The following is a 21,840-nucleotide window of genomic DNA, read 5'->3' on the forward strand; positions in this document are numbered from 1 at the left end:
ATGTGCGGGAAGGCCCTCACCTTCCCGCCGGGTACCGCCGCTCCGCCGTCGGCGGTCTTCGTCGCACCGCCGTGGCCGGACGGGGTCGTTCGTTCTGTTCCTGCAGACAGGTGACCTGCTGTTCTTGCAGGTAGGCGAGCTGGTTGGTGCGCAGGTACCGCTCGGCCGCGTCCGCCGCCTCCCGCGCGCAGCGCTTGCCCATCAGCACGCAGAGCGTGTAGCCGGAGTCCTCGAACGTGGTCCGAACCGTGCGGTCGTTGGGTGCCGCGAGCATCACGCGTTCCCAGGCCCGGTAACGCCGCAACTGCCGGGCGACTTCGGCTTTGGCGGGTAGCAGCATGGCGCCGATCACCTTTCGGGCTCGAGGGGCACGGTCTCCCGACGGTCGGACGGCGGCCGCGCGCACAGCGACACGGCCCCGCCCCGGCGATCGAGTTCTGTCACACATGGTGCATGTATGACAACGCAACGTCCTGTTGGAGCTTCAACCAGTGGCGCGTCCGGGTGATCCGTTCAGGCCGTAGGGGTCCGTTCGGTCGCAGACGGTCGCAGGCCCCGGCCGCCCCGGCCGTGCGCTCGTGTTGCACGAACGGGCTAGCCCCCTCACTCTGAGGGTGACTCAGAAGCGATACACGCTCACGTTCCGTGCTCGGGGCTCGTCCCGCAGGACTGCGGGAGCGAGGAGGAGCTGAGCCTCGCGGTGAGGAGCCGACCGATGAAGACCGCAGTGCCCTGCTACTACCACCTCGACGTGGAAGTCAGCCCGGAACGGGTGGGACAGGTCAGCCGCATTCTGGCCGCTCACCTGAAGTTCTGGGACCTGGACAACCTGATCCAGCCCGTCTGCGGCGGTGCCGAGATGCTGCTCGAGGCCATCGACGAACACGCCACGGACAAGAACACCTCGATCGAGATGTGGTGGAACGGGCAACACCTGATCACCGCCATCGGGGACAACGACCGCGCCCTGCGCCCCGACCAGGAACTGCGAGGCTGCCTGGAGCACCTCGCGGCGATGAGTGACGGCTGGGGCTGCTGCGCCACCGAGACCGGCAGCAAGGTCATCTGGTTCTCGCAGCGCGCCCGCGCCGGCGAGCGCGTCCCGCTGGTGCCGACCGCGCCCGCCCCGCGACTGAGCGAGGGCCTCGACGTGCCCCGCGAGGTGCGCGTCGCACAGCTGGCCGGCCCCGCCGGCACACCCGACGAGGTCCTGGAGGAGGCCCGGTGACCCGTCGGCAGCACCGGAACGGGGCGTCCGCCTGGAGCGGGCGCCCCTATCCGCTGGGCGCGTACTACGACGGGGAGGGCACCAACTTCGCCCTCTTCAGCGAGGTCGCCGAACGCGTCGAGCTGGTCCTCGTCGACGATGACGGCACCCACACCCGGGTTCCGCTGGCCGAGGTCGACGGCTTCGTGTGGCACGGCTACCTGCCCGGCGTCGGCCCCGGCACACGCTACGGCTACCGCGTGCACGGCCCGTGGGCGCCGGCCGCCGGCCACCGCTGCAACCCCGCGAAGCTGCTCCTCGACCCGTACGCCCGCGCGGTGGACGGGCAGATCGACAACCACCCCTCGCTCCACGAGCGGAACCCGGACGGTCCCGACCCGGCCGACAGCGCCGGGCACACCATGCTCGGCGTGGTGACCGACCCGGCCTTCGACTGGGGCGACGACCGCCCGCCCAGCCGTGCCTACGCCGACACGGTGATCTACGAGACCCACGTCAAGGGCTTCACACGCACCCACCCCGGGGTGCCCGCCGAGCTCCGCGGCACCTACGCCGGACTGGCACACCCCGCGGCCGTCGAGCATCTCACCTCGCTGGGCGTCACGGCCGTGGAGCTGATGCCGGTCCACCAGTTCGTCCAGGACGGCGTGCTCCAGGGTCGCGACCTGGCCAACTACTGGGGCTACAACACCATCGGCTTCTTCGCCCCGCACAACGCCTACGCCGCGCACGGCACCCGCGGCCAGCAGGTCGCCGAGTTCAAGTCGATGGTGAAGACCCTGCACGCGGCCGGGCTCGAAGTGATCCTCGACGTGGTCTACAACCACACCGCCGAGGGCAACGAGAAGGGCCCCACCCTCTCCTTCCGCGGCATCGACAACTGCTCCTACTACCGCCTGGTCGACGGCGACTGGGAGCACTACTACGACACCACCGGCACCGGCAACAGCCTGCTGATGCGCCACCCCTACGTGCTCCAGCTGATCATGGACTCGCTGCGGTACTGGGTCACCGAGATGCACGTCGACGGCTTCCGCTTCGACCTCGCGGCCACGCTGGCACGGCAGTTCCACGAGGTGGACCGGCTCTCGGCGTTCTTCGACCTCATCCAGCAGGACCCGGTGATCAGCCGCGTCAAGCTGATCGCCGAACCGTGGGACGTCGGCGAGGGCGGCTACCAGGTGGGCAACTTCCCGCCGCTGTGGTCGGAGTGGAACGGCATGTACCGCGACGCCGTCCGCGACTACTGGCGCGGCGAGGACCATACGCTCGGCGAGTTCGCCTCCCGGCTGACCGGCTCCTCCGACCTCTACGCCCACAGCAGGCGCCGGCCACGCGCCAGCGTCAACTTCGTCACCGCGCACGACGGTTTCACCCTGCGCGACCTCGTCTCCTACAACGACAAGCACAACGAGGCCAACGGCGAGGACAACCAGGACGGCGAGAGCACCAACCGGTCCTGGAACTGCGGCGCCGAGGGCGCCACGCGCGACCCGGCCGTACGGGAGCTGCGCACCCGCCTGCAGCGCAACTTCCTCGCCACGCTGCTGCTGTCCCAGGGCATCCCGATGCTCTCCCACGGCGACGAACTCGGACGCACCCAGCGCGGCAACAACAACGCCTACTGCCAGGACAACGAGATCTCCTGGATCGACTGGCGGCTGACCGAGGAGCAGCGCGACCTGCTGGAGTTCACCCGGTACGTCATCCGGCTGCGCACCGGGCACCCCGTGCTGCGCCGGCGCCGTTTCTTCCTGGGCGAGACCCTGACCCGCGCTGACCAGCCGCTGCCCGACCTGGTGTGGCTGGCGCCCGACGCCCGGGAGATGACCGACGACGACTGGCGGCGCGGCGACGCGCACTGCGTCGGCGTCTTCCTCAACGGCGACGCCATCGCCGAACCCGACCCCCGCGGCCGGCCCGTCGTCGACGACTCCTTCCTGCTGCTGACCAACAGCCACTGGGAGCCGGTGGAGTTCCGCCTGCCGGACGCCGCCTACGGCGAACGCTGGACGGCGCTCATCGACACCGCCGACCCGGAGGGCACCCCGGACGAGGCGGAGCGCAAGGCGAGCACGGGCCTCACCGTCGGGGCACGCAGCCTGGTCCTGCTGTCACGGCCGTCCCGGAAGACCCGCTGAGCCGGATCAGCGGCCCCGGCGCGACGTGACCGTGAACTGGGCGCCGTCGTGGTCGCGCAGCACGGCCTCGTCGCCGCTCTTGAACAACACGCTGCCGCCGTGCAGCTCCGCGGTCCGGGCGCAGGCCTCCACGTCGTCGACGGTGAAGTGGACCTGCCAGTGCGGCCGGATCGTGGGGTCGGGGGCCGCCTCCAGCGCCCCCGACTCGATCCGTGCCACCACGTCACCGCGGCTGCGCAGCACGACCTCCCCGCCCTCGTACTGGACCTCGCAGCAGCCGGGGCGCTGTGTCGCCCAGTCGAGGACCTCGCCGTAGAAGATGGCCGCGTCGAAGGCGTCACGCGTGTGCAGCGTGATGAAGACCGGCTGCGCGTTGCGCCAGGTCTCCCAGTCGGTGAACAGGTCGCCCTCCCAGATCCCGAAGGTCGCCCCGTCCCGGTCCGCCAGCAGCGCCGCCCGCCCGGGCGGCAGGGAGATCGGCCCGACCGCGGCCGTGCCCATACGCTCCTGCACCCGCGCCACCGCCTCGTCGGCGCTGCGTACGGCGAAGTACGGCGTCCACGCCACCGCCATCTGCCACATGGTCGCGACCCCCGCGATCCCGGCCACCGGCGAGCCGTCCGCCAGCGCGATCCGGTGCCGGTCGCCCAGCTTGGCCGGACGCCACTGCCAGCCCAGCACGGCACTGTAGAACTCCTCCGTCGCCTTGACGTCCCGGCTGGTCAGGCTCACCCAACAGGGCGCGCCGACCACGGAGTGTGATGAGACGACGTCCTTCGTGCCGGAAGAGACGGGCATGTCATGGTTCATGGTGTCGCGTCCTGATCTCGTCGGCCTGGCAGCCACCGGAGGATTGCACCCAGTGTCCAACCGGAACCGCTGTGGGCGCCTGCCGAGTACCCCGGCGACGACGCACAAACGGTGTCCCGAACCGGCCTGGTCCGCCCCGGTGGCACCGGGCGGGCCGAGTGACGACGATGGATGGGTCGGACACTGCGTCAAGGCACTCAAGCACCCTGTGAGGCCACACGGACAGCGGCGCACCGGACCCGGAGGTGACCATGCCCACGGACGGGGGCTCGGAGCGGATCTTCGAGCTGCAGGAGGAGATCCAGCAGCTGAAGGAGGCGGTCGTCTCCCACGCCGTCGTGGACCAGGCGATCGGCATGGTCGTGGCGCTCGGCCGGGTCTCGCCCGACCAGGGGTGGGCCGTGCTGAAGGAGGTCTCCCAGCACACCAACATCAAGCTGCGCAACGTCGCGGAACTGATCCTCGTATGGGGGCGCACCGGCATGATGCCCGAGGAGATCCGGGCCGCGCTGGAAGACGCCCTCGACCGGGCCGGACCGACGCAGATCCCGGGAACACCGCCGGAGGCGTGATCCCCCGGCGGCCCGAGTCGCTCACCCGGTCTCGGTCAGCAGCTCCTCACGCAGATGGGCGAAGCAGCTGCTGAGCAGCCGGGAGACGTGCATCTGCGAGATGCCGAGCTGCTCGGCGATGCGGCTCTGCGTCATGCCCTTGAAGAACCGCAGGTAGAGGATGATCCGCTCGCGCTCCGGCAGCGCTTCCAGGCAGGGCCTGACGGCCACCCGGTTGACGACGGTGTCGAAGGCCGGGTCCGGCCCGCCGATCGCGTCCCCGAGGGCGTAGCCGTCCGTCCCCGGCATCTCCGCCTCCAGCGACAGCGCGGAGAAGCACTCCAGGGCCTCCATGCCGGTGCGCACCTCGCCCTCGGTGAGGTGGGCGTAGTCGGCGATCTCGGCCACCGTGGGGGAGCGGCCGGGGGTGGTCTGCGACAGCTCCTTGGCGGCGTGCCGCACCCGGTTGCGCAGATCCTGGACCCGGCGGGGCACGTGCAGCGTCCACATGTGGTCACGGAAGTGGCGCTTGATCTCCCCGGTGACCGTCGGTACGGCGTAGGCCTCGAAGGCGTTGCCGCGCGCCGGGTCGTAGTGGTCGACGGCCTTGACGAGACCCAGGGCGGCCACCTGGTACAGGTCCTCCAGGGCCTCGCCCCGGCCGCGGAAACGGACGGCGATCCGCTCGGCCATGGGCAGCCAGGCCTCGACCAGTTCGTCGCGCAGGGCCTTGCGCTCGGGCCCCTCGGACAGCCGCGCGAGACGTTCGAACGCGGCGGCGGTGTCGGGGGCGTCGTCGTGGGGGTGCGTTCTGGTGCTGCCGGCGATACGCATGATGCGCACCTCCCTGAGCAGGTGCCGAATGGACAGACACCGTGGGAAGCGCGGACTCGGACCTCACGGCAGGCACCGGGGGCCCGGGCGGCTCCCACGGACGTGCCTCCTGTCCGAAGCACTTCACAGCCCATTCCCGGGCGGGAAGATTACGAAACAATTCAGACAATACGCCCACTTGGCCTTTCTTGACTTCTCTTGACCTCTCCATGGATCGATTAGCTCTCCTACAGAGCTAATCTCGCCCGCATGGAGCCGGAGACCTTCCCCGAAGAGCTGGCCGACGCGCTCGTCGGGGTCCAGCGGCTGATCAGACGGCGCCTGCGGCGCGAGATGCCCGACCCGCGGCTGCGCGGCGCGGAGGCGGAGCTGCTGCGGCTGGTCGTGACACGGCCGGGGATCGGCATCTCCGACGCCGCCAAGGACCTCGGTCTGGCGGCCAACTCGGTGTCCACCCTGGTCAATCAGCTGGCAGGGGCGGGCTACCTGGTCCGCGAGACCGACCCGGCCGACCGGCGGGCCGCCCGGCTGCTGCCCACACCCGCCGCACGGACACGGCTCGACGACTGGCGCGGGCGCCGCGCCGCCCTCGTACGACGCCAGGTGTCCCGCCTCGACGAGACGGACCGCCGGGCGCTGCACGCGGCGATCCCGGCCCTTCGCAAGCTGGCCGACACCCTGCACGAGGAGGCCGAGGAGTCATGACCCGGGACACCGCACCGCCCCAGGCCGACGCCGTCGCCTGCACCGGGCTCGCCTACGCCTTCGGCGACACCAACGCCGTGGACGGGCTCGACCTCACGGTCCGGCAGGGCGAGGTCTTCGGACTGCTCGGCCCCAACGGCGCCGGCAAGACCACGGCCATCCGCTGCATCACCACCCTGCTGCCGGTCCCCGCCGGGATGGTCCGCGTCTTCGGCCACGACACCGCCCAGGACCGCATGGCCGTACGCCGCCTGCTCGGCTACGTACCGCAGCAACTGTCCGCGGACGCCGGTCTCACCGGGAGGGAGAACGTCGCCCTGTTCGCCCGGGTCTTCGACGTACCGCGCCGGGAACGCGCCGAACGCGTGGGCCAGGCCCTGACGGCGGTCGGCCTCGCCGACGCCGCCGACCGGCTGGCCGTCACTTACTCCGGCGGCATGGTCCGCCGGCTGGAACTCGCCCAGGCCCTGGTCAGCGCCCCGCGCCTGCTGATCCTCGACGAGCCCACCATCGGCCTCGACCCGATCGCCCGCACCGGCGTGTGGGAGCACATCGGCGCCGTCCGCGCCGCCACCGGCATGACCGTGCTCGTGACCACCCACTACATGGACGAGGCCGACCAGTACTGCGACCGGGTGGCCCTGATGCACCACGGCCGGATCCGGGCCCTCGGCACCCCGGACGAGCTCAGGGAAGGGCTCGGCGCGCGCCGCCGCGCCGCGGGCCGGGCCCCGGCCGCACTGCCCACGCTGGAGGACGTCTTCCGTGACGTGGCTGGCAGCGGTCTCGACGACGAGGCAGGAGATTTCCGCGATGTCCGAAGCACCCGCCGCACCGCCCGCCGGGTCGGCTGACCCCGTCCGCGACGACGCCATCGCACTGCTGCTGAAGCCCCCGCGGCCCCGCGCGGGATGGCGGCTGCTGCCCGCCCGCGTCGGCGCGATGTGCGCGGTCGAACTGCAGAAGCTGCGCCACGACCGCACCGAGCTGTACACCCGGGCCGTCCAGCCCGCCCTCTGGCTGCTGATCTTCGGTCAGACCTTCACCCGCATCAGGGCGATCCCCACCGGCGGCATCCCCTACGTCGACTACCTGGCGCCCGGCATCATCGCCCAGTCCGCGATGTTCATCGCCATCTTCTACGGCATACAGATCATCTGGGAGCGCGACGCCGGAATCCTCAACAAGCTTCTCGTCACGCCCACTCCGCGCTCGGCGCTGATCACCGGCAAGGCCTTCGCGGCGGGCGTGAAGTCGCTGGTCCAGGCGGTCGTCGTGCTCCTCATCGCGGCCCTGCTCGGTGTGGTGCTGACCTGGAACCCGATCAAGCTGCTCGCCGTCGCCGCGATCGTCATCCTCGGCTCGGCCTTCTTCTCCTGCCTGTCGATGACCATCGCCGGGATCGTCCTCAGCCGCGACCGCCTCATGGGCTTCGGGCAGGCGATCACCATGCCCCTGTTCTTCGGCTCCAACGCCCTGTACCCGGTGTCCGTGATGCCGGGCTGGCTCCAGGCCGTCAGCAGGGCCAACCCGCTCAGCTACGAGGTGGACGCCCTGCGCGGGCTCCTCCTCGGCACGCCCCACCGGCTGGCGGCCGATTTCACGGTGCTGCTCGTGGCCGCCGCGCTCGGCGTCGCCGCGGCATCGGCCCTGCTGGGTCGGCTGGCCCGTTGATCTTCACTCGGGAAAGTGATGTGCGGCACGCCTCGGCAACCGCTTTCTCCAACTGTTTCCGGATAACCGCTGGGCACGGCTTGATCGCCGATCAAATGGGGTGAACTGCCTGGCCACAGCGCATTCTGCTCATTTGACAGTGCGCTGAGACCACAGATAGGAAGCAGCTTCCAGAGGTCGAGAGGGGCACCGTGTACGAGCCGAACGTGGTCGGGGACTGGCAGGAGTACGACGAGCATGCCGGTCTGCGGGTCCGCGTCCACCGTCTGGAACCGGCCGAGCCGCCCCGCGGCCGTGACGACGCCGCCGACGGGCTGACGTACTTCTGCCTCCGCGTGACGGTCGAGAACCGCGGCCGCCGGCACCTCGGCGTCCACCTCGAGGACGGCCAGATCGACGTGCGGATCGGCCCGGACGGGGAGAGTGCCTTCCTCGACTGGCGCAACTCGCAGTTCATCGAGGGCTTCGACGTCTATCCGCTGCGCCGGGTCACCGCCGTGCTGTACGCGGCCGGCACCGAGGCGTCCCTGAGCCTGGTGGACGTCCAGGTCCAGCTGCGCGTCGAGGAGGAGTGGACCGAGCGCCGGCTGTGGTCGGGCGGCATCGGCGTCCACGAGGGTCCCGCGGGGACCCAGCAGGGCGCGGTGCGGGACAGCCTGGCGCACCAGGTGAGCGTCTTCCTGCGGGAGCAGGCGGAGGAAGGCACCGCCTGATCCGGCGTCAGGGCATCCCGCCGGTCAGTGCGGGATGCCGTCGATGATCTCGCGGGCACCCTGGCGCAGCAGGGCCACGGCGACCGAGGTGCCGAGCGTGGCCGGGTCCAGCCGGCCCGCCCACTCGTGCGCGTTCAGCCGCGTCTTGCCGTCCGGGGTGAACACGCAGGCCCGCAGCGACAGTTCACCACTGCGGTCCACCCGCGCGAACCCGGCGATCGGGCTGTTGCAGTGCCCCTGCAGCACATGCAGGAACATGCGCTCGGCGGTCGTCTCCCGGTAGGTGTCCGGGTCACCGAGGCCGCTCACCGCGTCGATGAGGTCGGCGTCGCCCTCGCGGCACTGGAGCGCCAGCACGCCCGCGCCGATGGGCGGCATCATCGCCTCGGTGGACAGGATCTCGCTGATCACGTCCTCGCGGCCGATGCGCTCCAGGCCGGACACCGCGAGCAGCAGCGCGTCGGCCTCTCCGGCGGCGAGCTTCGCCAGACGGCGGTTGGCGTTGCCGCGGAACGGCACGCACTCCAGGTCCGGATGCGTGGCGGCCAGCTGCGCGACCCGGCGCACCGAGGAGGTGCCGATCCGGGTGCCGGCCGGCAGCTCGTCCAGGGTGAGCCCGCCGGGATGGATCAGGGCGTCCCGGATGTCGTCCCGCTTGAGGAACGCGGCGAACACGGTGCCCGCGGGGAGCGGCCGGTCGGCGGGCACGTCCTTCATGCAGTGCACCGCGAGATCGGCCTCCCCGGCCAGCAGCGCCGCGTCGACCTCCTTGGTGAACGCGCCCTTGCCCTCGACCAGGGACAGATCGCCCATCCACTTGTCGCCGGTGGTCTTCACCGGCACGACCTCGGTGCGCACTCCGGGGTGAGCGGCGGCCAACTCGGCCCGGACACGCTCCACTTGGGCGAGCGCCATGGGCGAGTCGCGGGAGACGATGCGGATCAGTTCGGGGACGGACATGCGGACACGATAGACCCTCCCGCGGATGCGTTCGTGCCGTACTCCCCCCGACCGTCCGGCAGCGCACGTCAGTTCGGGACGAGCGGCTCGCTCAGTTCGACCGCGCGCAGGGCCGCGGCGAGGGCCCGCTCGTCGCCGACGTCGAGGGCGGTGTCGGTGAGCTTGATGACGTGCTCGTCGCCATGGGCGAGGGCCGCTTCCAGCACCTCCTCCGCCGTGCGGTCCGGGGCGGGGACGGCGGCGACGGGCCCGGCGGGGGCGTACATGGCGGTGACCGCCGCCGACGCCGTCCACGCCGCGTGAAGGCTCGGCGCCCACAGATCACGCGGGAGGGAGGGGAGGGTGCGCAGTACGGCGTTGGGCGCCGTCGCCGCGTGCACCAGCATGGTCTCCTCGCCGTGCCCGTGGGTGGCGTACCGGTGGGTCGCGGCCCGCACCAGCTCGGTGAGGCGGGCCCGGGCCGTGTCCGGATCGGTCACCTCGCCCGCCCACAGCGGCAGTCGCCGCACCGCCCTCAGCCGGTCGGGGAATCCGCCCCGGGGATCGTCGATCGGCGGTACGGCGTCCAGGGATCGCGCCGCGTCCGGTGCGGCGGGCAGCGGTGCGATGCCGGAGACGGGGCGGTGCCGGGCCGCCCAGTAGCCCAGGCCGTGCGCGAGTTCGGCGAGCCGCGGCGCGTTCTCGCCGGCCTCCAGGGCGCGTACGGCATGCCCGACGCGGATCACCGGATGAGTGGAGCCGCCGTACATCCCGGGCAGCAGCCGCGGCCACCACACGGCGAGGACGTCCCGCCACGGACGCCCGGTGAGCGCCCGGGTGAAGTGGACGATCCAGTCGGCGGCCCGACGCGGATCACCCAGGGCCTCGCGCCAGTCGGCGTCGGTCACGGGAGCGAGGGGCGCGGGGAAGTCCTCCAGCTTGGGCCGGTACAGATCCAGCCAGCGGTGCACGGCGCCCGCCTGACCGTGCGCGGCGAGGGCCTCCACGACCATGGGGGCGTGGTTGGTGAGCCTGCCGAGCCGCTCCGGGCCCGAGGCGTGGAGGCGTTCGAGGGCTTCCTCGAGGGTCCCGGTCGTGTCGTGGGTGTCCATGACGGGACGCTATGCGGACGCCCCGCGCCGACGGATCGGACGCGGGGCGGAAGCCGCACCGGCCGAGAGGCTTAGGCCGTTCGACCGGGACCCGTGGGGTCAGGCGTAGGGGTCGAACGCGATGCCGGAGGGCTTGGCCGAGGCCAGGTGATTGGCGAAGTTGGCGTCCTTCAGGCCGAAATTGGCGCTGCCGAAGTTGTACGCCGAGAGCTTGTCGCGCACGCCCGCCGGGTAGCCGTTCCAGCCGACCAGCGGCGGGTACTGCCAGGTGCCCTTGTGGTTCTCCGGCGGCTCGTCATTGGAGTTGGCCAGGCGGAAGCAGTGCGTGCTGACGCCGTCCTTGTGATACACGATCTTCGCGTGCGTGCCGTCGAAGCGGACCGCGGACGCCGCGTGCACGTCGAACGAGCCATGGGCGGACGTCGACACGTACTTGACCTGGTTGTCCTGCACGAACACCGCGACGTGCTCGAAGTCGTGCCGGTGGCCGCCGATGCTGCTCCCGGCGACGGCCTGGTCCTTCTCGAAGTAGAGGGCGTACAGGATGGCGCACCAGCCGTTGTTGCACTTGTAGCGCGAGTAGCCGTTGGTGTTGTCGAGGTCCGAGGCGTCGCGGCAGTCGCCGCCCAGGGCACCGGTCGGGTTGAGCCCGCCGTTGACCGTGCCGTCCGCGCCGATGGCGGGCGTGGAGTAGCAGCCGTCGGTGTCGTAGTCGTAGGCGGGCTGGTACGTCTGCTCCAGCGACTCCGCGTTGGCGGGCAGCGCCCTCGGCGGCGCGGCGAACGCCGTGGCGGGGAAGGCGAGGACGAGGGCGGCGGCACCGGCCAGGCCGGTGAGCCATCTCCTGCGGGGAGCGAACGGGCGTGACGACACTGCGTCCTCCTCTTGGGCGCAGCCCAACGGCTGTGGGGGAAAGGGAGGTTCAGCTTCCAGGCTGAACGCGTCCATGCCAAGAGGGGTGAGTGATCTCAGGAGTGAATCACTGCCCAACAACCGGCGTCCGGGTGCCGCTTCAGACCAAGTCGTCCGGGATGTCGGCCGCCGCCTCCTCGGGTGCGAGATCCGGCCGGAGCCGCAGCCAGGACGGCTGCCGCAACAGGCCCTCCCGGGTGCGGGTGCTGTAGCGGACCTCGCCGACCAGCCGGGGGAGGACCCAGTGCGCGCCCGGAGCGCGCGGTGCGGGGTCGAAGGGGCAGGCGTCGGTCGCGGCCGCCCGCAGCAGCCCGGCGAGTTCCGTCCGTTCGGCCTCGCTCCACCCGGTGCCCACGCTCCCGACGTACCGCAGCCGCCCGGCGGCGCGCTGCCCGACCAGCACCGCACCCGGCAGTCCGGTGAGCCGTCCCTTGCCGGGCTGCCAGCCGCCGACGAGGACGTCCTCGGTGCGCATGTTGCGGATCTTGATCCAGGCCCGGGAGCGGATCCCCGGTTCGTACACCGAGTCCAGCCGTTTGCAGACCAGGCCCTCCAGGTCGTGCGCACGGGTGGCGGCCAGGGCCTCGGTGCCGTGGCCGACCAGCGCGGCCGGGGTCGACCAGGCGGGCCCGGCGAGCCCGAGGCCCTCCAGCGCCGAGCGGCGTCGCGCGTAGGGGAGCCGGATCAGCGAGTGGGTCTCCAGGTGCATCAGGTCGAACAGCACGAGGTGGACCGGGACCTCCGCCGCCCGCCGCGCCGCCCTGGCCGGCGCGTGGGCCAGGCCCATACGGGACTGGAGCAACTGGAAGTTCGCACGGCCCTGTTCGTCCAGGGCCAGGACCTCCCCGTCCAGTACGGCGGGCATGGGCCCGAGGGCGGTGCCCAGCGGCCGCAGTTCGGGGTACGCGGCCGTGATGTCCTCCCCGGACCGGGCCCGCAGCAGCACGCTGCCGTCCCCGGGGAGATAGACCACCACGCGCTGGCCGTCCTGCTTGGTCTCATAGGCCCAGCGCGCGTCCTGCGCGGCGGACGGCAGGGTGCCGGACGTGGCGAGCATGGGCGGGATCAGCGGCAGGTCCACGGGTTGAGGTGTGGACGTACCGGGGTGCGGTCACGCGCGTTTCCCGCGTCTTTCGCCTGAACGGCGTCGATGCCCGCCACCCGGCGATGGCCGGTATTGCTTGAGTCAGGCAAGTAGCACGGTAGGCTGGACGCATGGCTACCTCGTCGCCGTACGGCACTCTCCGTGAGACGTCGACGCTCGCGCGCGGGGACGGGCAGCGTGTGCTGGTCGTCGCGCGGGAGCCGGAGCTCGCGGAACTGCTGTCCACCACCCTGGAGTTGGCGGGGTACCGGATCAGTCTGGCCGACTCCGGGATGGAGGCGCTGGCGCAGGTCGAACGGCGGCGGTTCGATCTCGTCGTCCTCGACGGGGAGCTGCCCGACATGGCGGAGCTGGGCCGGCGGCGCCCCGCCGTGCTCGCCCACCGCCCGCCGGCCCTCCTGCTGACGGTGTGCGACTCCCTCCCCGGCCTGTTGCCCGAACTCGGCCCGGGGGAGACGGACTACGTCACCAAGCCCTTCCGTGTGGCCGAAGTCCTGGCCCGGATCCACGTCTTACTGCGTGCCTCGGTCCCCGACCCGGGCCGTGCCGAGGAACTGGGCTACGGCGATCTGGTCCTGGACGACGCCCGGTGCCGGGCGCGCCGCGGGGCGCGGGCGCTCGACCTGACCCCCGCGGAGTACCGCTTGCTGCGCCACCTCCTGGTCAACGCGCACCGGGTGCTCTCCAAGGAGCAGATCGGCAGGATCGTCTGGGGCGACCCGCGTGGCGGCAACGCGATCGAGCAGCTCGTCTCCCGGCTGCGCCGCAAGGTCGACCGGGAGGCGCCGGCGCTGATCCACACCCGCCGCGGCTTCGGCTACTGGCTCGGGCGCGCCGACCTCGAACCCTGACGCCCTGTGAGCCGGGTCACGTCAGCTTTCTGTCAGGGGACTGACGGGAGGGCGTCAGCCCCCTCTGCTTGCATGAGCTCACCGAGGCCTCGACAACGCACTCCGCCCCCCACGACCGAGGAGAAGCATGGCCGACACCCTCGCCGGCACGGCAGCGGTCCACGAGTACCCCATGGCCCGGGCCGCCGGCTGCCCCTTCGATCCGCCCCCGGACCTGACCGCCCGGCAGGACGAGGGCCGGCTCGTCAAGGTCCGTCTCTGGGACGGCAGTACGCCCTGGCTGGTGACCCGGTACGAGGATCAGCGCGCCCTGCTCCTCGACCCCCGGGTCAGCGCCGACATCACCCGGCCCGGATACCCGCTCCAGGCCGCAGCCGGCGGTGGTGGGAACAACGCCAGCTTCATCCTCATGGACGACCCGGAACACGCCCGGCTGCGCCGCATGGTGACCGCACCGTTCGCGATCAAGCGCGTGGAGGCGATGCGGTCCGGCGTGCAGAAGATCGTGGACGACCTGATCGACGACATGCTCGCCGGAGCCGGGCCGGTCGACCTGGTGGAGGCGTTCGCGCTGCCGGTGCCCTCGCTGGTGATCTGTCAGATGCTCGGGGTGCCGTACGAGGATCACGACTTCTTCCAGGAGAACAGCAAGATCCTCATCAAGCGGGACGCGGCCATGGAGGACCGGATGGCCGCCCACGGGCGGCTCATCGCCTACCTCGACGAGCTGATGGGCGAGAAGATGGCCCGCCCGGCGGACGACCTGCTCTCCGGGCTCGTCGAGCGGGTCAGGTCCGGGGAACTGTCCCGGCTCGAATCGGCCCGCATGGGCGTGCTCCTGCTCATCGCCGGGCACGAGACCACCGCCAACATGATCGCGCTCGGCACTCTGGCCCTGCTCGAACACCCGGAGCAGCTCGCACTGCTGCGCGACACCGACGACCCCAAGAGGGTCGCCGCCGCGGTCGAGGAGCTGCTGCGCTATCTGACCATCGTGCACAACGGCCGCCGCCGCGCCGCACTCGAGGACATCGAGATCGGCGGGCAGGTCATCCGGGCCGGCGAGGGCATGGTCATGCCCAACGACCTCGCCAACCGTGACCCCGCGGCCTTCGCCGACCCGGACCGGCTGGACCTGGCCCGCGACGCCCGCCGGCACATCGCCTTCGGCTTCGGCGTGCACCAGTGCCTGGGCCAGCCGCTGGCCCGGATGGAACTCCAGGTCGTCTACGGCACCCTCTACCGCCGCATCCCCACGCTGAAGCTCGCCGCCCCGGTGGAGAGCCTGCCGTTCAAGCACGACGGATCGGTCTACGGCGTCTACGAACTGCCCGTCACCTGGTGACGCGCCAACCGGAGGAGACAGCAACCATGCGTGTGGAACTGGACGAGCCCAAATGTGTCGCCTCGGGGCAGTGCGTGATGGCCGCCCCCGAGGTCTTCGACCAGAGGGAGGAGGACGGTGTCGCCTTCGTCCTGGACGAGCGGCCCTCTGCGGACTCCCTGGAGGAGGTGCGCGAGGCCGTGGCGATCTGCCCGGCCGCCGCGATCCGGCTCGTGGAGTGAGCCACTCGATTTACTTGAGTTACGCAACGAGATGGTAAAGTGGCTCCCATGTCCACTCCACCGCTCCCCGACGTCCCCTCCCCGGAAGTGATCGAGATCGAGCGCGCGCTCACCCGGATCACATACCTGAGCACGCGCGCCCGCCAGCACGAGCGGCTGATGGCCCTGGCGGGCGTGCCGCTCGACCGGGCCGCCGTCGCGCTGCTGCGGCAGGTCGCCGACTCCGAGCCGCTGCGGCCGGGGGAACTCGCCGCGCGGCTGGGTGTGGAGGCCTCGCACGTCACGCGCACGGTGCAGCAGTTGCAGAAGTCCGGCTACGTCACCCGCGTCCCCGACCCCGACGACCGCCGCGCCCAGCGCATCGAGCTCACCGACGCCGGCCGGCAGGCCATCACCAAGATCCGTGAGGTCGGGGTCCGCGGCATGCAGCTGGCCCTGTCCGACTGGTCGCCCGAGGAGCTGCGGCAGCTCGCCGGCCTCTTCCACCGCATGGTCGACGACTTCCTGGCCTACGCCGTCGACGAGGAGCCCGAGTCCCAGTCCGCCCCGGCGGGCAGCGCCTGATCCCCGGCACTGTGTGCTCCGGTGGGCGGCGCCTGGTTCCGGGTCGCGGTGTGCCCGGGCGGTCGGCCTGTGATCCCCGGGGGTACACGGCCGCCGAGCGGAGGGTGCCTGCCCCCGCGGGGTCATCCCGTCCCTCCCGGTGGGCGGGCAGGGCCTGCACCCCGGTCACCGTGCGGCCGGGCTCCTCGGATCCGCCGGCTCGGCGACCGCTGGACCCGGCGGCGGGGGCTCGCGCAGCCGGCACAGCAGGAGCCGGCCCAGGACGGGCAGCACGATCAGCGGCAGCAGTGCCGTACGCAGGGACGTCGAATCGGCCAGCGCCCCGATCGCGGGAGCGGCGAGACCGCCGACGCTCACGGTCAGGCCCAGCGTGACCCCGCTCGCCGTGCCCACGCGCCGAGGCAGAAAATCCTGGCCCAGCGTGATGTGCAGCGAGAACGGCACATACAGGCCCGCCGACGTCAGCGCGACGAACAGATATACCGGCGGCCCGGGCACCAGGACCAGACCGGCCAGGGCCAGCACGGTCAGGGCGTACGACCTGCGCACCACCGCCAGCCGCCCGTACCGCTCGGCCAGCCGGCCCCCGGCCAGCGTGCCCACCGCACCCCCGGCGTAGAGCACGAACAGTGCCGCCGCGCCGGCCGTCTGACCGCCGCCGGTGCGCTCCCGCACGTACAGCGAGACGAACGCGCTCAGGCCGACGAACACGACCGAGCGGCACACCACCGCACCTGACATCCGCAGGAAGGACGCCCAGTCGTCCTCACCGGGGGCGACGGAGGCGCCGCCGCCCTCGGTGCCGGACCCGGCCGAACGCACCGCCGCCGCACACAGGGCCGCTCCCGCCAGGGCCGGGACGACCAGGAGAGGGGAGGCGCGCAGTCCGCCCGTGGCCACGACGGCGAAGACCAGCAGGGGTGCCAGGGCGAAACCGGCGTTGCCGCCGAAGGAGAACCAGCTCATCCCCGTGTGCCGGCCGCGCGCCACGGCCCGTGCCACCCGGGCGGCCTCCGGATGGTAGGCGGCGACGCCCACCCCCGACACGGCGACCACCGCCAGAGTCAGCGCGTAGGAGCCGGTCACCCCGCTCAGGGCCACGCCGGCCCCGGCCGTCAGCGCGCTGAGCGGCAGCAGCCACGGCATCGCCCACCGGTCGGTGAGCACCCCGAACAGCGGCTGCACCAGCGACGACAGCAGGGAGGCCGCCAGGACGACACCCGAAGCGGCGGCATAGGAGTAGGCGCGCTCGGCGACGAAGTACGGCACCAGAGCGGCCACGGCACCCTGGTACACGTCCACACAGGCGTGCCCCAGGGACATCAACAGGACGGGTCGGTCGCGTCTCGAAGCGGTCACCCAGCGATCGTCGTCGTCGGCGCCCATGGCCCGCTTCCGATAATCTGCCGGACTGTGCCGAACATCCGCCACACCCCCGAGGCGCCGACCCGAGCCCAGCGGCTGACCGCCGGCGACCGCATCGACGCGCACCGGCACGACGACCACCAGATCGTCTACGCGGGCTCCGGCGTCGTCGCCGTCACCACCGACTCCGGCACCTGGTTCGCGCCCGGCACCCGTGCCATCTGGGTGCCCGCCGGCACCGTGCACGCCCACCGCGCCCACGGCCGCCTCGACCTGCACCTGGTCGGCCTGCCCGCCGACGACAACCCCCTCGGCCTGGATCACCCCGCCGTCCTCGCCGTCAGCCCGCTGCTGCGCGAGCTGATCCTCGCCTACACCGTCGACCCCGGCGACGACAGCCCCGAGCGCCGCCGGCTGCGCGATGTCCTGCGCGACCAGCTGCGCCACTCGCCGCAGCAGCCGCTGCGCCTGCCCACGCCCGCCGATCCGCGGCTGGCCGCCGTCTGCGCGCTCGTGCACGCCGACCCCGCCGACCCGCGCACCCTCGCCGCCCTCGGCGCCGCGACCGGGGTGGGGGAGCGCACCCTCAGCCGGCTCTTCCGCGGCGAGTTCGGCATGACCTTCCCGCAGTGGCGCACGCAGTCGCGGCTCTACCACGCCCTGCGGATGCTGGCCGACGGCCTGCCCGTGACAACCGTCGCCCACCGCTGCGGCTGGTCCTCCGCCAGCGCGTTCATCGACGTCTTCCGCCGCTCGTTCGGCTACACCCCGGGCACGCACAACCGCCGCGCCTGACCTGGTGAACCCCCCGGTCCGCCCGCCCCTTTACCGCCCGGTAATATCGCGCGGCAGGCCATCAGAGGAGGAACCGTGTCCCGGTCCGAACGCTCGCCCCTGCTGCTCGCCGGCCTGCTGGCCGCCGCGGGGGTCGCCCACTTCGCCGCCCCACGCTCGTTCGACGCGACCATTCCGCGCGGCCTGCCGGGTACGCCCAGGACCTGGACCTACGCCAGTGGCGCCGCCGAGCTGGCGCTGGCCGCGGGCCTGGCGGCGCCGCGCACCCGTAAGGCGGCCGCGCTGGCCACGGCGGCCTTCTTCGTCGGGGTGTTCCCCGCCAATGTGAAGATGGCCGCCGACTGGCGCCACCGCCCCACGCCGCAGAAGGCCGCCGCCTTCGGGCGCCTGCCGCTGCAGGTGCCCCTCGTGCTCTGGGCCCGCGGCGTCGCACGGAACGCGGAGGGCCGGTCGTGAGCGCGCGCGTGGAGACCGGGGACAAGGTCGAGGACTTCGAGCTGCCCGACGAGACCGGCACCGTCCGCACCCTGTCCGGGCTGCTCGCCGAGGGGCCCGTCGTGCTCTTCTTCTACCCGGCCGCCCTGACCCCCGGCTGCACCGCCCAGGCCTGCCACTTCCGCGACCTCGCCGCCGAGTTCGCCGCCGCCGGCGCACGTCCCGTCGGCATCAGCGGGGACACCGTCGAGCGCCAGCAGGAGTTCGCCGGACAGCACTCCCTCGGCATGCCCCTGCTGTCCGACGCCGACGGCGCGGTCCGCGAGCGGTTCGGCGTGAAGCGCGGCTTCTCCCTGGCACCCACCAAGCGGACCACGTTCGTCATCGCCCAGGACCACACCGTTCTCGACGTCGTCCGCAGCGAGCTGCGCATGAACGCCCACGCCGACCGGGCGCTCGCAGCCCTGCGCGCTCACCGGAGCTGACACCGTCACGAATGCTGCGCCGCGGTTGATAGCGGGCGGCAAAGGGATGATCCTGGACGAATGGAGGACGCCTCCGCTGCTGCGATCATCGACGCGCGCGGCATTGTGACGGGGTGGAGCGAGGGTGCCCGACGGCTGACCGGCTATCCGGCCGAGGAGACCGTGGGCCGGGCCGTACGGGAACTGCTCGCCGAGGACGTGCCGCCCGAGGCGGTGTCCGCGCTGTCCGGCACCGTCATGGTGCGCCACCGCGACGGCTATCTGGTCGGGCTCCGCGTCCGAGGGTGCGCCGTGAAGGGCCCGGACGGTGAGGCGGGCGGATTCGTCGTCACCGCCGAGCCCCCCGGCAGCGCCGAGACGTCCCTGGCCGGGCAGGCCTTCCAGCAGGCCTCCATGTCGATGTCCGTGTTCGACACCAGCCAGCGCTATCTGCGGCTCAACGAAGCGGCCTGCCATGTGATGGGCGTGCCCGAGGAAACCCTGCTCGGGCGGCACTTCCCGGAGACCGTCGAGGAGGCCGAGCACAGCAAGGGCTTCAACTGGCATCTGCGGCACGTGTCCGACACGGGCAGGCCGGTGCGCTACGAGAGCTTCACGGGCGCGCCGTCCCTGAACCGGGAGCACGCCTGGAGCATCGAGATGTGGCCCGTCCGGGACGACTCCGGTGAGGTCCTGGGCACCGCCCTCGCCGCCTTCGACAGCACCGAGCAGTACTGGGCCCGGCAGCGGCTGGCCCTGCTGAACGAGGCGGCGGCCACCATCGGCACCACCCTGGACGTGGTGCGCACGGCCGAGGAACTGATCGAGGTCGTGGTGCCCCGGTTCGCCGACTTCGCCAGCGTGGACCTGTTCGACTGGGTCCTCGGCGCGGAGGAGTCGCCGGCCGTGCCCACCGAGGAGATCGCGCTGCGCCGCGTCGCTCACGGCTCCCACACCGAAGGCACCCCGGAAGCCGCCGTGCGCCTGGGAGAAGTGGACGTCTACCCAGGGTTCTCGCCCATCGCCCGGTCGATGCGGGAGGGCCGCGCGATCCTCAGCCAGGCGGGGGAGCCGTCCTTCATGCGATGGGTCGCCGAGCGCAACACCCGCGCCCCCCAAGGACGCCCCTACCGCAAGGGCGTCCATTCGATGATGGCGGTGCCGCTGCGGGCCCGCGGCACCACCCTCGGCGTCGCCGTGGCAGTCCGCATCAAGCAGCCGGACGACTACGCCGCCGACGACGCCGTCTTCGCCGAGGAACTCGCCAGCCGGGCCGCGGTCTGCGTCGACAACGCCCGCCGCTTCGCCCGGGAGCGCACCACCGCGCTGGCCCTCCAGCACAGCCTGCTGCCGAGAGGACTGCCCGGCCAGGCCGCCGTCCAGGTGGCCCACCGCTATCTGCCCTCCGGCTCGGCGGCCGGCATCGGCGGCGACTGGTTCGACGTCATCCCCCTCTCCGGCAGCCGGGTCGCGCTGGTCGTGGGGGACGTCGTGGGCCACGGCATCCCCTCCTCGGCGACCATGGGCCGGCTGGTCACGGCCGTACGCACCCTCGCCGACGTGGACCTGCCGCCCGACGAACTCCTCACCCACCTGGACGACCTGGTCACCCATCTCGCGTCGGACGACGAGGGCGACGAGGTCGCGGAACTCGGCGCCACATGCCTCTACGCCGTCTACGACCCCGTCACCCGCCGGCTGAACCTGGCAGCCGCCGGACACCCCGCCCCCGCCCTGGTGCTGCCCGACGGATCCGCCCGGCTGATCCCCATGAGCGCGGGGCCCCCGCTGGGCGTCGGAGGGCTGCCGTTCGAGGCGACGGAGCTCCAACTGCCCGAGGGCTCCGTCGTCGCCCTCTACACCGACGGACTCATCGAGGACCGCGACCGCGACGTCGACCACGCCACCGACGAGCTGTGCCGCGCCCTGACTGTGCCCGCCGACTCGCTCGACGCCCTCTGCGACACCGTGCTGAAGGCCGTACTGCCCGAGGAGCCCAGCGACGACGTGGCGCTGCTGCTGGCCCGCACCCGGGCGCTGGGCGCGGACCGGGTCGCCACCTGGGACGTCACCCCGGACCCGGCGGAGGTGGCCGTCACCCGGCAGGCCGCCACCGACCAGCTCACCGCGTGGGGGCTGGACGAGACGGCCTTCGTCACCGAACTGGTCGTCAGCGAACTGGTCACCAACGCCATCCGGTACGGCGCCCCGCCCATCCAGCTGCGCCTGATCCGCGACCAGACCCTCATCTGCGAGGTGTCCGACGGCAGTTCGACATCCCCGCACCTGCGGCGGGCCCACCAGGACGACGAGGGCGGGCGCGGACTGCTGCTGGTCGCCCAGCTCACCCAGCGCTGGGGCAGCCGGCAGACCACCAGGGGCAAGACCATCTGGTGCGAGCAGCCGCTCACCCCGCTGTTCTGACCACTGGTGGGCGTCATTCCCCGGCCGCGTCCGAGGCGACCTGGGCCAGGGTGCGGCCGGACCTGGCCGAACGCGCCCGGCGCGGATCGGGTGCCCCGTGCGTACGGGCGCCGCCGGCCCGCTTCACGAGCAGCCAGGCCTCCTCGCCGCCGTCCGACCCGTCGCGGAACCGGGTGAGGGCGTATTCACCGTGCAGCTTCGACCCGCTCAGCCGGAACGTGGCGTGCCCGCGCTCCAGCGACTCCGCGAAGTCCACGGGCCGGCCCCCGCGGTCGTGGCTCAGCGGCTCGTAGGTGCCGCGGTCCCAGACGATCACGGTGCCGCCGCCGTACTCGCCACGCGGGATCACGCCCTCGAACTCCTCGTACTCCAGCGGATGGTCCTCCGTGGGCACGGCCAGCCGCTTGTCCTTCGGGTCCGCCGAGGGGCCCTTGGGGATCGACCAGGACTTCAGCACATCGTCCACCTGCAACCGGAAGTCGAAGTGCATCGTGCGCGCGTCATGGATCTGCACCACGAACCGGGGCCCGTCGCCGGAGGCCGCCCCGCGGCCCCGGGGCTCGCCGGTCCGGCCGAAGTCGCGCTTGCCGCGGTAGTCCCGCAGCCGGTCCCGCTCAGCCACGAGCCGCTCCCTCCTGCCTGGGGGCCCCGG

Annotated in this window: 24 protein-coding genes; 15 read left to right on the forward strand and 9 right to left on the reverse strand. The window is 72.2% G+C overall.

Features of this window, described 5'->3' with window-relative positions; all coding sequences use genetic code 11:
- Positions 1 to 16: 16 nt before the first annotated feature.
- The gene (locus ACFT32_RS13550) at positions 17 to 340 is read right to left on the reverse strand and encodes a DUF5133 domain-containing protein (RefSeq protein WP_382488581.1); all 324 of its coding nucleotides are present in this window, start codon (positions 338 to 340) and stop codon (positions 17 to 19) included.
- Between the two features lie 375 nt (positions 341 to 715).
- Here ACFT32_RS13550 and ACFT32_RS13555 point away from each other — a divergent pair, with 375 nt between their 5' ends.
- Together ACFT32_RS13555 and glgX are read left to right on the forward strand one after the other, a co-directional pair.
- Positions 716 to 1,228, forward strand: coding sequence for a pep a2 (locus tag ACFT32_RS13555; RefSeq protein ID WP_184598753.1), 513 nt, complete (start codon positions 716 to 718; stop codon positions 1,226 to 1,228).
- On the forward strand, positions 1,225 to 3,369 hold the full coding sequence (gene glgX, locus ACFT32_RS13560) for a glycogen debranching protein GlgX (protein ID WP_382488582.1): 2,145 nt from the start codon (positions 1,225 to 1,227) through the stop codon (positions 3,367 to 3,369). Before ACFT32_RS13555 ends, glgX begins: the two co-directional genes overlap by 4 nt.
- 6 nt (positions 3,370 to 3,375) lie before the next feature.
- Here glgX and ACFT32_RS13565 read toward each other — a convergent pair whose 3' ends face one another.
- Positions 3,376 to 4,179, reverse strand: coding sequence for a VOC family protein (locus tag ACFT32_RS13565; protein ID WP_382488583.1), 804 nt, complete (start codon positions 4,177 to 4,179; stop codon positions 3,376 to 3,378).
- 251 nt (positions 4,180 to 4,430) lie between these two features.
- Here ACFT32_RS13565 and ACFT32_RS13570 point away from each other — a divergent pair, with 251 nt between their 5' ends.
- On the forward strand, positions 4,431 to 4,751 hold the full coding sequence (locus tag ACFT32_RS13570; protein ID WP_382488584.1) for an ANTAR domain-containing protein: 321 nt from the start codon (positions 4,431 to 4,433) through the stop codon (positions 4,749 to 4,751).
- 21 nt (positions 4,752 to 4,772) lie between these two features.
- On the opposite strand, the gene ACFT32_RS13575 is transcribed toward ACFT32_RS13570, so the two are convergent.
- Positions 4,773 to 5,564, reverse strand: coding sequence for an RNA polymerase sigma factor SigF (locus ACFT32_RS13575; RefSeq protein ID WP_382488585.1), 792 nt, complete (start codon positions 5,562 to 5,564; stop codon positions 4,773 to 4,775).
- Between the two features lie 249 nt (positions 5,565 to 5,813).
- On the opposite strand from ACFT32_RS13575, the gene ACFT32_RS13580 reads away from it, so the two are divergent.
- From ACFT32_RS13580 to ACFT32_RS13595, 4 genes are all read left to right on the forward strand, one after another.
- Entirely contained in the window at positions 5,814 to 6,269 is a 456-nt protein-coding gene (locus ACFT32_RS13580; protein ID WP_382488586.1) for a MarR family winged helix-turn-helix transcriptional regulator, read from the forward strand.
- Positions 6,266 to 7,123, forward strand: a complete 858-nt coding sequence (locus ACFT32_RS13585) for an ABC transporter ATP-binding protein (RefSeq protein ID WP_382488587.1) — start codon at positions 6,266 to 6,268, stop codon at positions 7,121 to 7,123. The genes ACFT32_RS13580 and ACFT32_RS13585 overlap by 4 nt, the downstream gene beginning before the upstream one ends.
- A complete protein-coding gene (locus ACFT32_RS13590) occupies positions 7,083 to 7,943 on the forward strand; it encodes an ABC transporter permease (protein ID WP_382488588.1) in 861 nt (286 codons plus the stop codon). Before ACFT32_RS13585 ends, ACFT32_RS13590 begins: the two co-directional genes overlap by 41 nt.
- Positions 7,944 to 8,134: 191 nt before the next feature.
- Positions 8,135 to 8,656, forward strand: a complete 522-nt coding sequence (locus tag ACFT32_RS13595; RefSeq protein WP_261682633.1) for a hypothetical protein — start codon at positions 8,135 to 8,137, stop codon at positions 8,654 to 8,656.
- A 24-nt stretch (positions 8,657 to 8,680) separates the two neighbouring features.
- On the opposite strand, the gene hemC is transcribed toward ACFT32_RS13595, so the two are convergent.
- The 4 genes from hemC to ligD all read right to left on the reverse strand — a co-directional run bounded on the left by hemC (position 8,681) and on the right by ligD (position 12,700).
- A complete protein-coding gene (gene hemC / locus ACFT32_RS13600; RefSeq protein ID WP_382488589.1) occupies positions 8,681 to 9,616 on the reverse strand; it encodes a hydroxymethylbilane synthase in 936 nt (311 codons plus the stop codon).
- Positions 9,617 to 9,684: 68 nt separating this feature from the next.
- Positions 9,685 to 10,707 carry a questin oxidase family protein gene (locus tag ACFT32_RS13605; protein ID WP_382488590.1) on the reverse strand — a complete coding sequence of 341 codons (1,023 nt, stop codon included), beginning with the start codon at positions 10,705 to 10,707 and terminating at the stop codon, positions 9,685 to 9,687.
- 99 nt (positions 10,708 to 10,806) lie between these two features.
- Positions 10,807 to 11,580, reverse strand: coding sequence for an NPP1 family protein (locus tag ACFT32_RS13610; RefSeq protein WP_382488591.1), 774 nt, complete (start codon positions 11,578 to 11,580; stop codon positions 10,807 to 10,809).
- 139 nt (positions 11,581 to 11,719) lie between these two features.
- Positions 11,720 to 12,700: a non-homologous end-joining DNA ligase gene (ligD, locus tag ACFT32_RS13615; protein ID WP_382488592.1), complete on the reverse strand. Its 981-nt coding sequence runs from the start codon at positions 12,698 to 12,700 to the stop codon at positions 11,720 to 11,722.
- Positions 12,701 to 12,834: 134 nt separating this feature from the next.
- Here ligD and ACFT32_RS13620 point away from each other — a divergent pair, with 134 nt between their 5' ends.
- From ACFT32_RS13620 to ACFT32_RS13635, 4 genes are all read left to right on the forward strand, one after another.
- Positions 12,835 to 13,575 carry a response regulator transcription factor gene (locus ACFT32_RS13620; RefSeq protein ID WP_382488593.1) on the forward strand — a complete coding sequence of 247 codons (741 nt, stop codon included), beginning with the start codon at positions 12,835 to 12,837 and terminating at the stop codon, positions 13,573 to 13,575.
- 127 nt (positions 13,576 to 13,702) lie between these two features.
- Positions 13,703 to 14,920: a cytochrome P450 gene (locus ACFT32_RS13625; protein ID WP_382488594.1), complete on the forward strand. Its 1,218-nt coding sequence runs from the start codon at positions 13,703 to 13,705 to the stop codon at positions 14,918 to 14,920.
- Positions 14,921 to 14,946: 26 nt separating this feature from the next.
- Positions 14,947 to 15,141 carry a ferredoxin gene (locus ACFT32_RS13630; RefSeq protein WP_193483710.1) on the forward strand — a complete coding sequence of 65 codons (195 nt, stop codon included), beginning with the start codon at positions 14,947 to 14,949 and terminating at the stop codon, positions 15,139 to 15,141.
- Positions 15,142 to 15,189: 48 nt separating this feature from the next.
- Entirely contained in the window at positions 15,190 to 15,705 is a 516-nt protein-coding gene (locus ACFT32_RS13635) for a MarR family winged helix-turn-helix transcriptional regulator (protein WP_382488595.1), read from the forward strand.
- Between the two features lie 165 nt (positions 15,706 to 15,870).
- Here ACFT32_RS13635 and ACFT32_RS13640 read toward each other — a convergent pair whose 3' ends face one another.
- A complete protein-coding gene (locus ACFT32_RS13640; RefSeq protein WP_382488905.1) occupies positions 15,871 to 17,028 on the reverse strand; it encodes an MFS transporter in 1,158 nt (385 codons plus the stop codon).
- A 90-nt stretch (positions 17,029 to 17,118) separates the two neighbouring features.
- Between ACFT32_RS13640 and ACFT32_RS13645 the strand changes: the two genes are divergently transcribed.
- From ACFT32_RS13645 to ACFT32_RS13660, 4 genes are all read left to right on the forward strand, one after another.
- Complete coding sequence (locus ACFT32_RS13645) at positions 17,119 to 17,865, forward strand: AraC family transcriptional regulator (RefSeq protein WP_382488596.1); 747 nt, start codon at positions 17,119 to 17,121, stop codon at positions 17,863 to 17,865.
- 75 nt (positions 17,866 to 17,940) lie between these two features.
- Positions 17,941 to 18,321, forward strand: coding sequence for a DoxX family protein (locus tag ACFT32_RS13650; RefSeq protein WP_189729852.1), 381 nt, complete (start codon positions 17,941 to 17,943; stop codon positions 18,319 to 18,321).
- Positions 18,318 to 18,785, forward strand: coding sequence for a peroxiredoxin (locus ACFT32_RS13655; RefSeq protein ID WP_382488597.1), 468 nt, complete (start codon positions 18,318 to 18,320; stop codon positions 18,783 to 18,785). The genes ACFT32_RS13650 and ACFT32_RS13655 overlap by 4 nt, the downstream gene beginning before the upstream one ends.
- Positions 18,786 to 18,845: 60 nt before the next feature.
- Positions 18,846 to 21,188, forward strand: a complete 2,343-nt coding sequence (locus tag ACFT32_RS13660) for a SpoIIE family protein phosphatase (RefSeq protein ID WP_382488598.1) — start codon at positions 18,846 to 18,848, stop codon at positions 21,186 to 21,188.
- A 13-nt stretch (positions 21,189 to 21,201) separates the two neighbouring features.
- Here ACFT32_RS13660 and ACFT32_RS13665 read toward each other — a convergent pair whose 3' ends face one another.
- Positions 21,202 to 21,810 (reverse strand): DNA polymerase ligase N-terminal domain-containing protein, encoded by a 609-nt coding sequence (locus ACFT32_RS13665; protein ID WP_382488599.1) that lies wholly within the window; start codon positions 21,808 to 21,810, stop codon positions 21,202 to 21,204.
- Positions 21,811 to 21,840: the final 30 nt, after the last annotated feature.

This window comes from Streptomyces sp. NPDC057002, assembly GCF_042673825.1.
Lineage (GTDB): Bacteria > Actinomycetota > Actinomycetes > Streptomycetales > Streptomycetaceae > Streptomyces.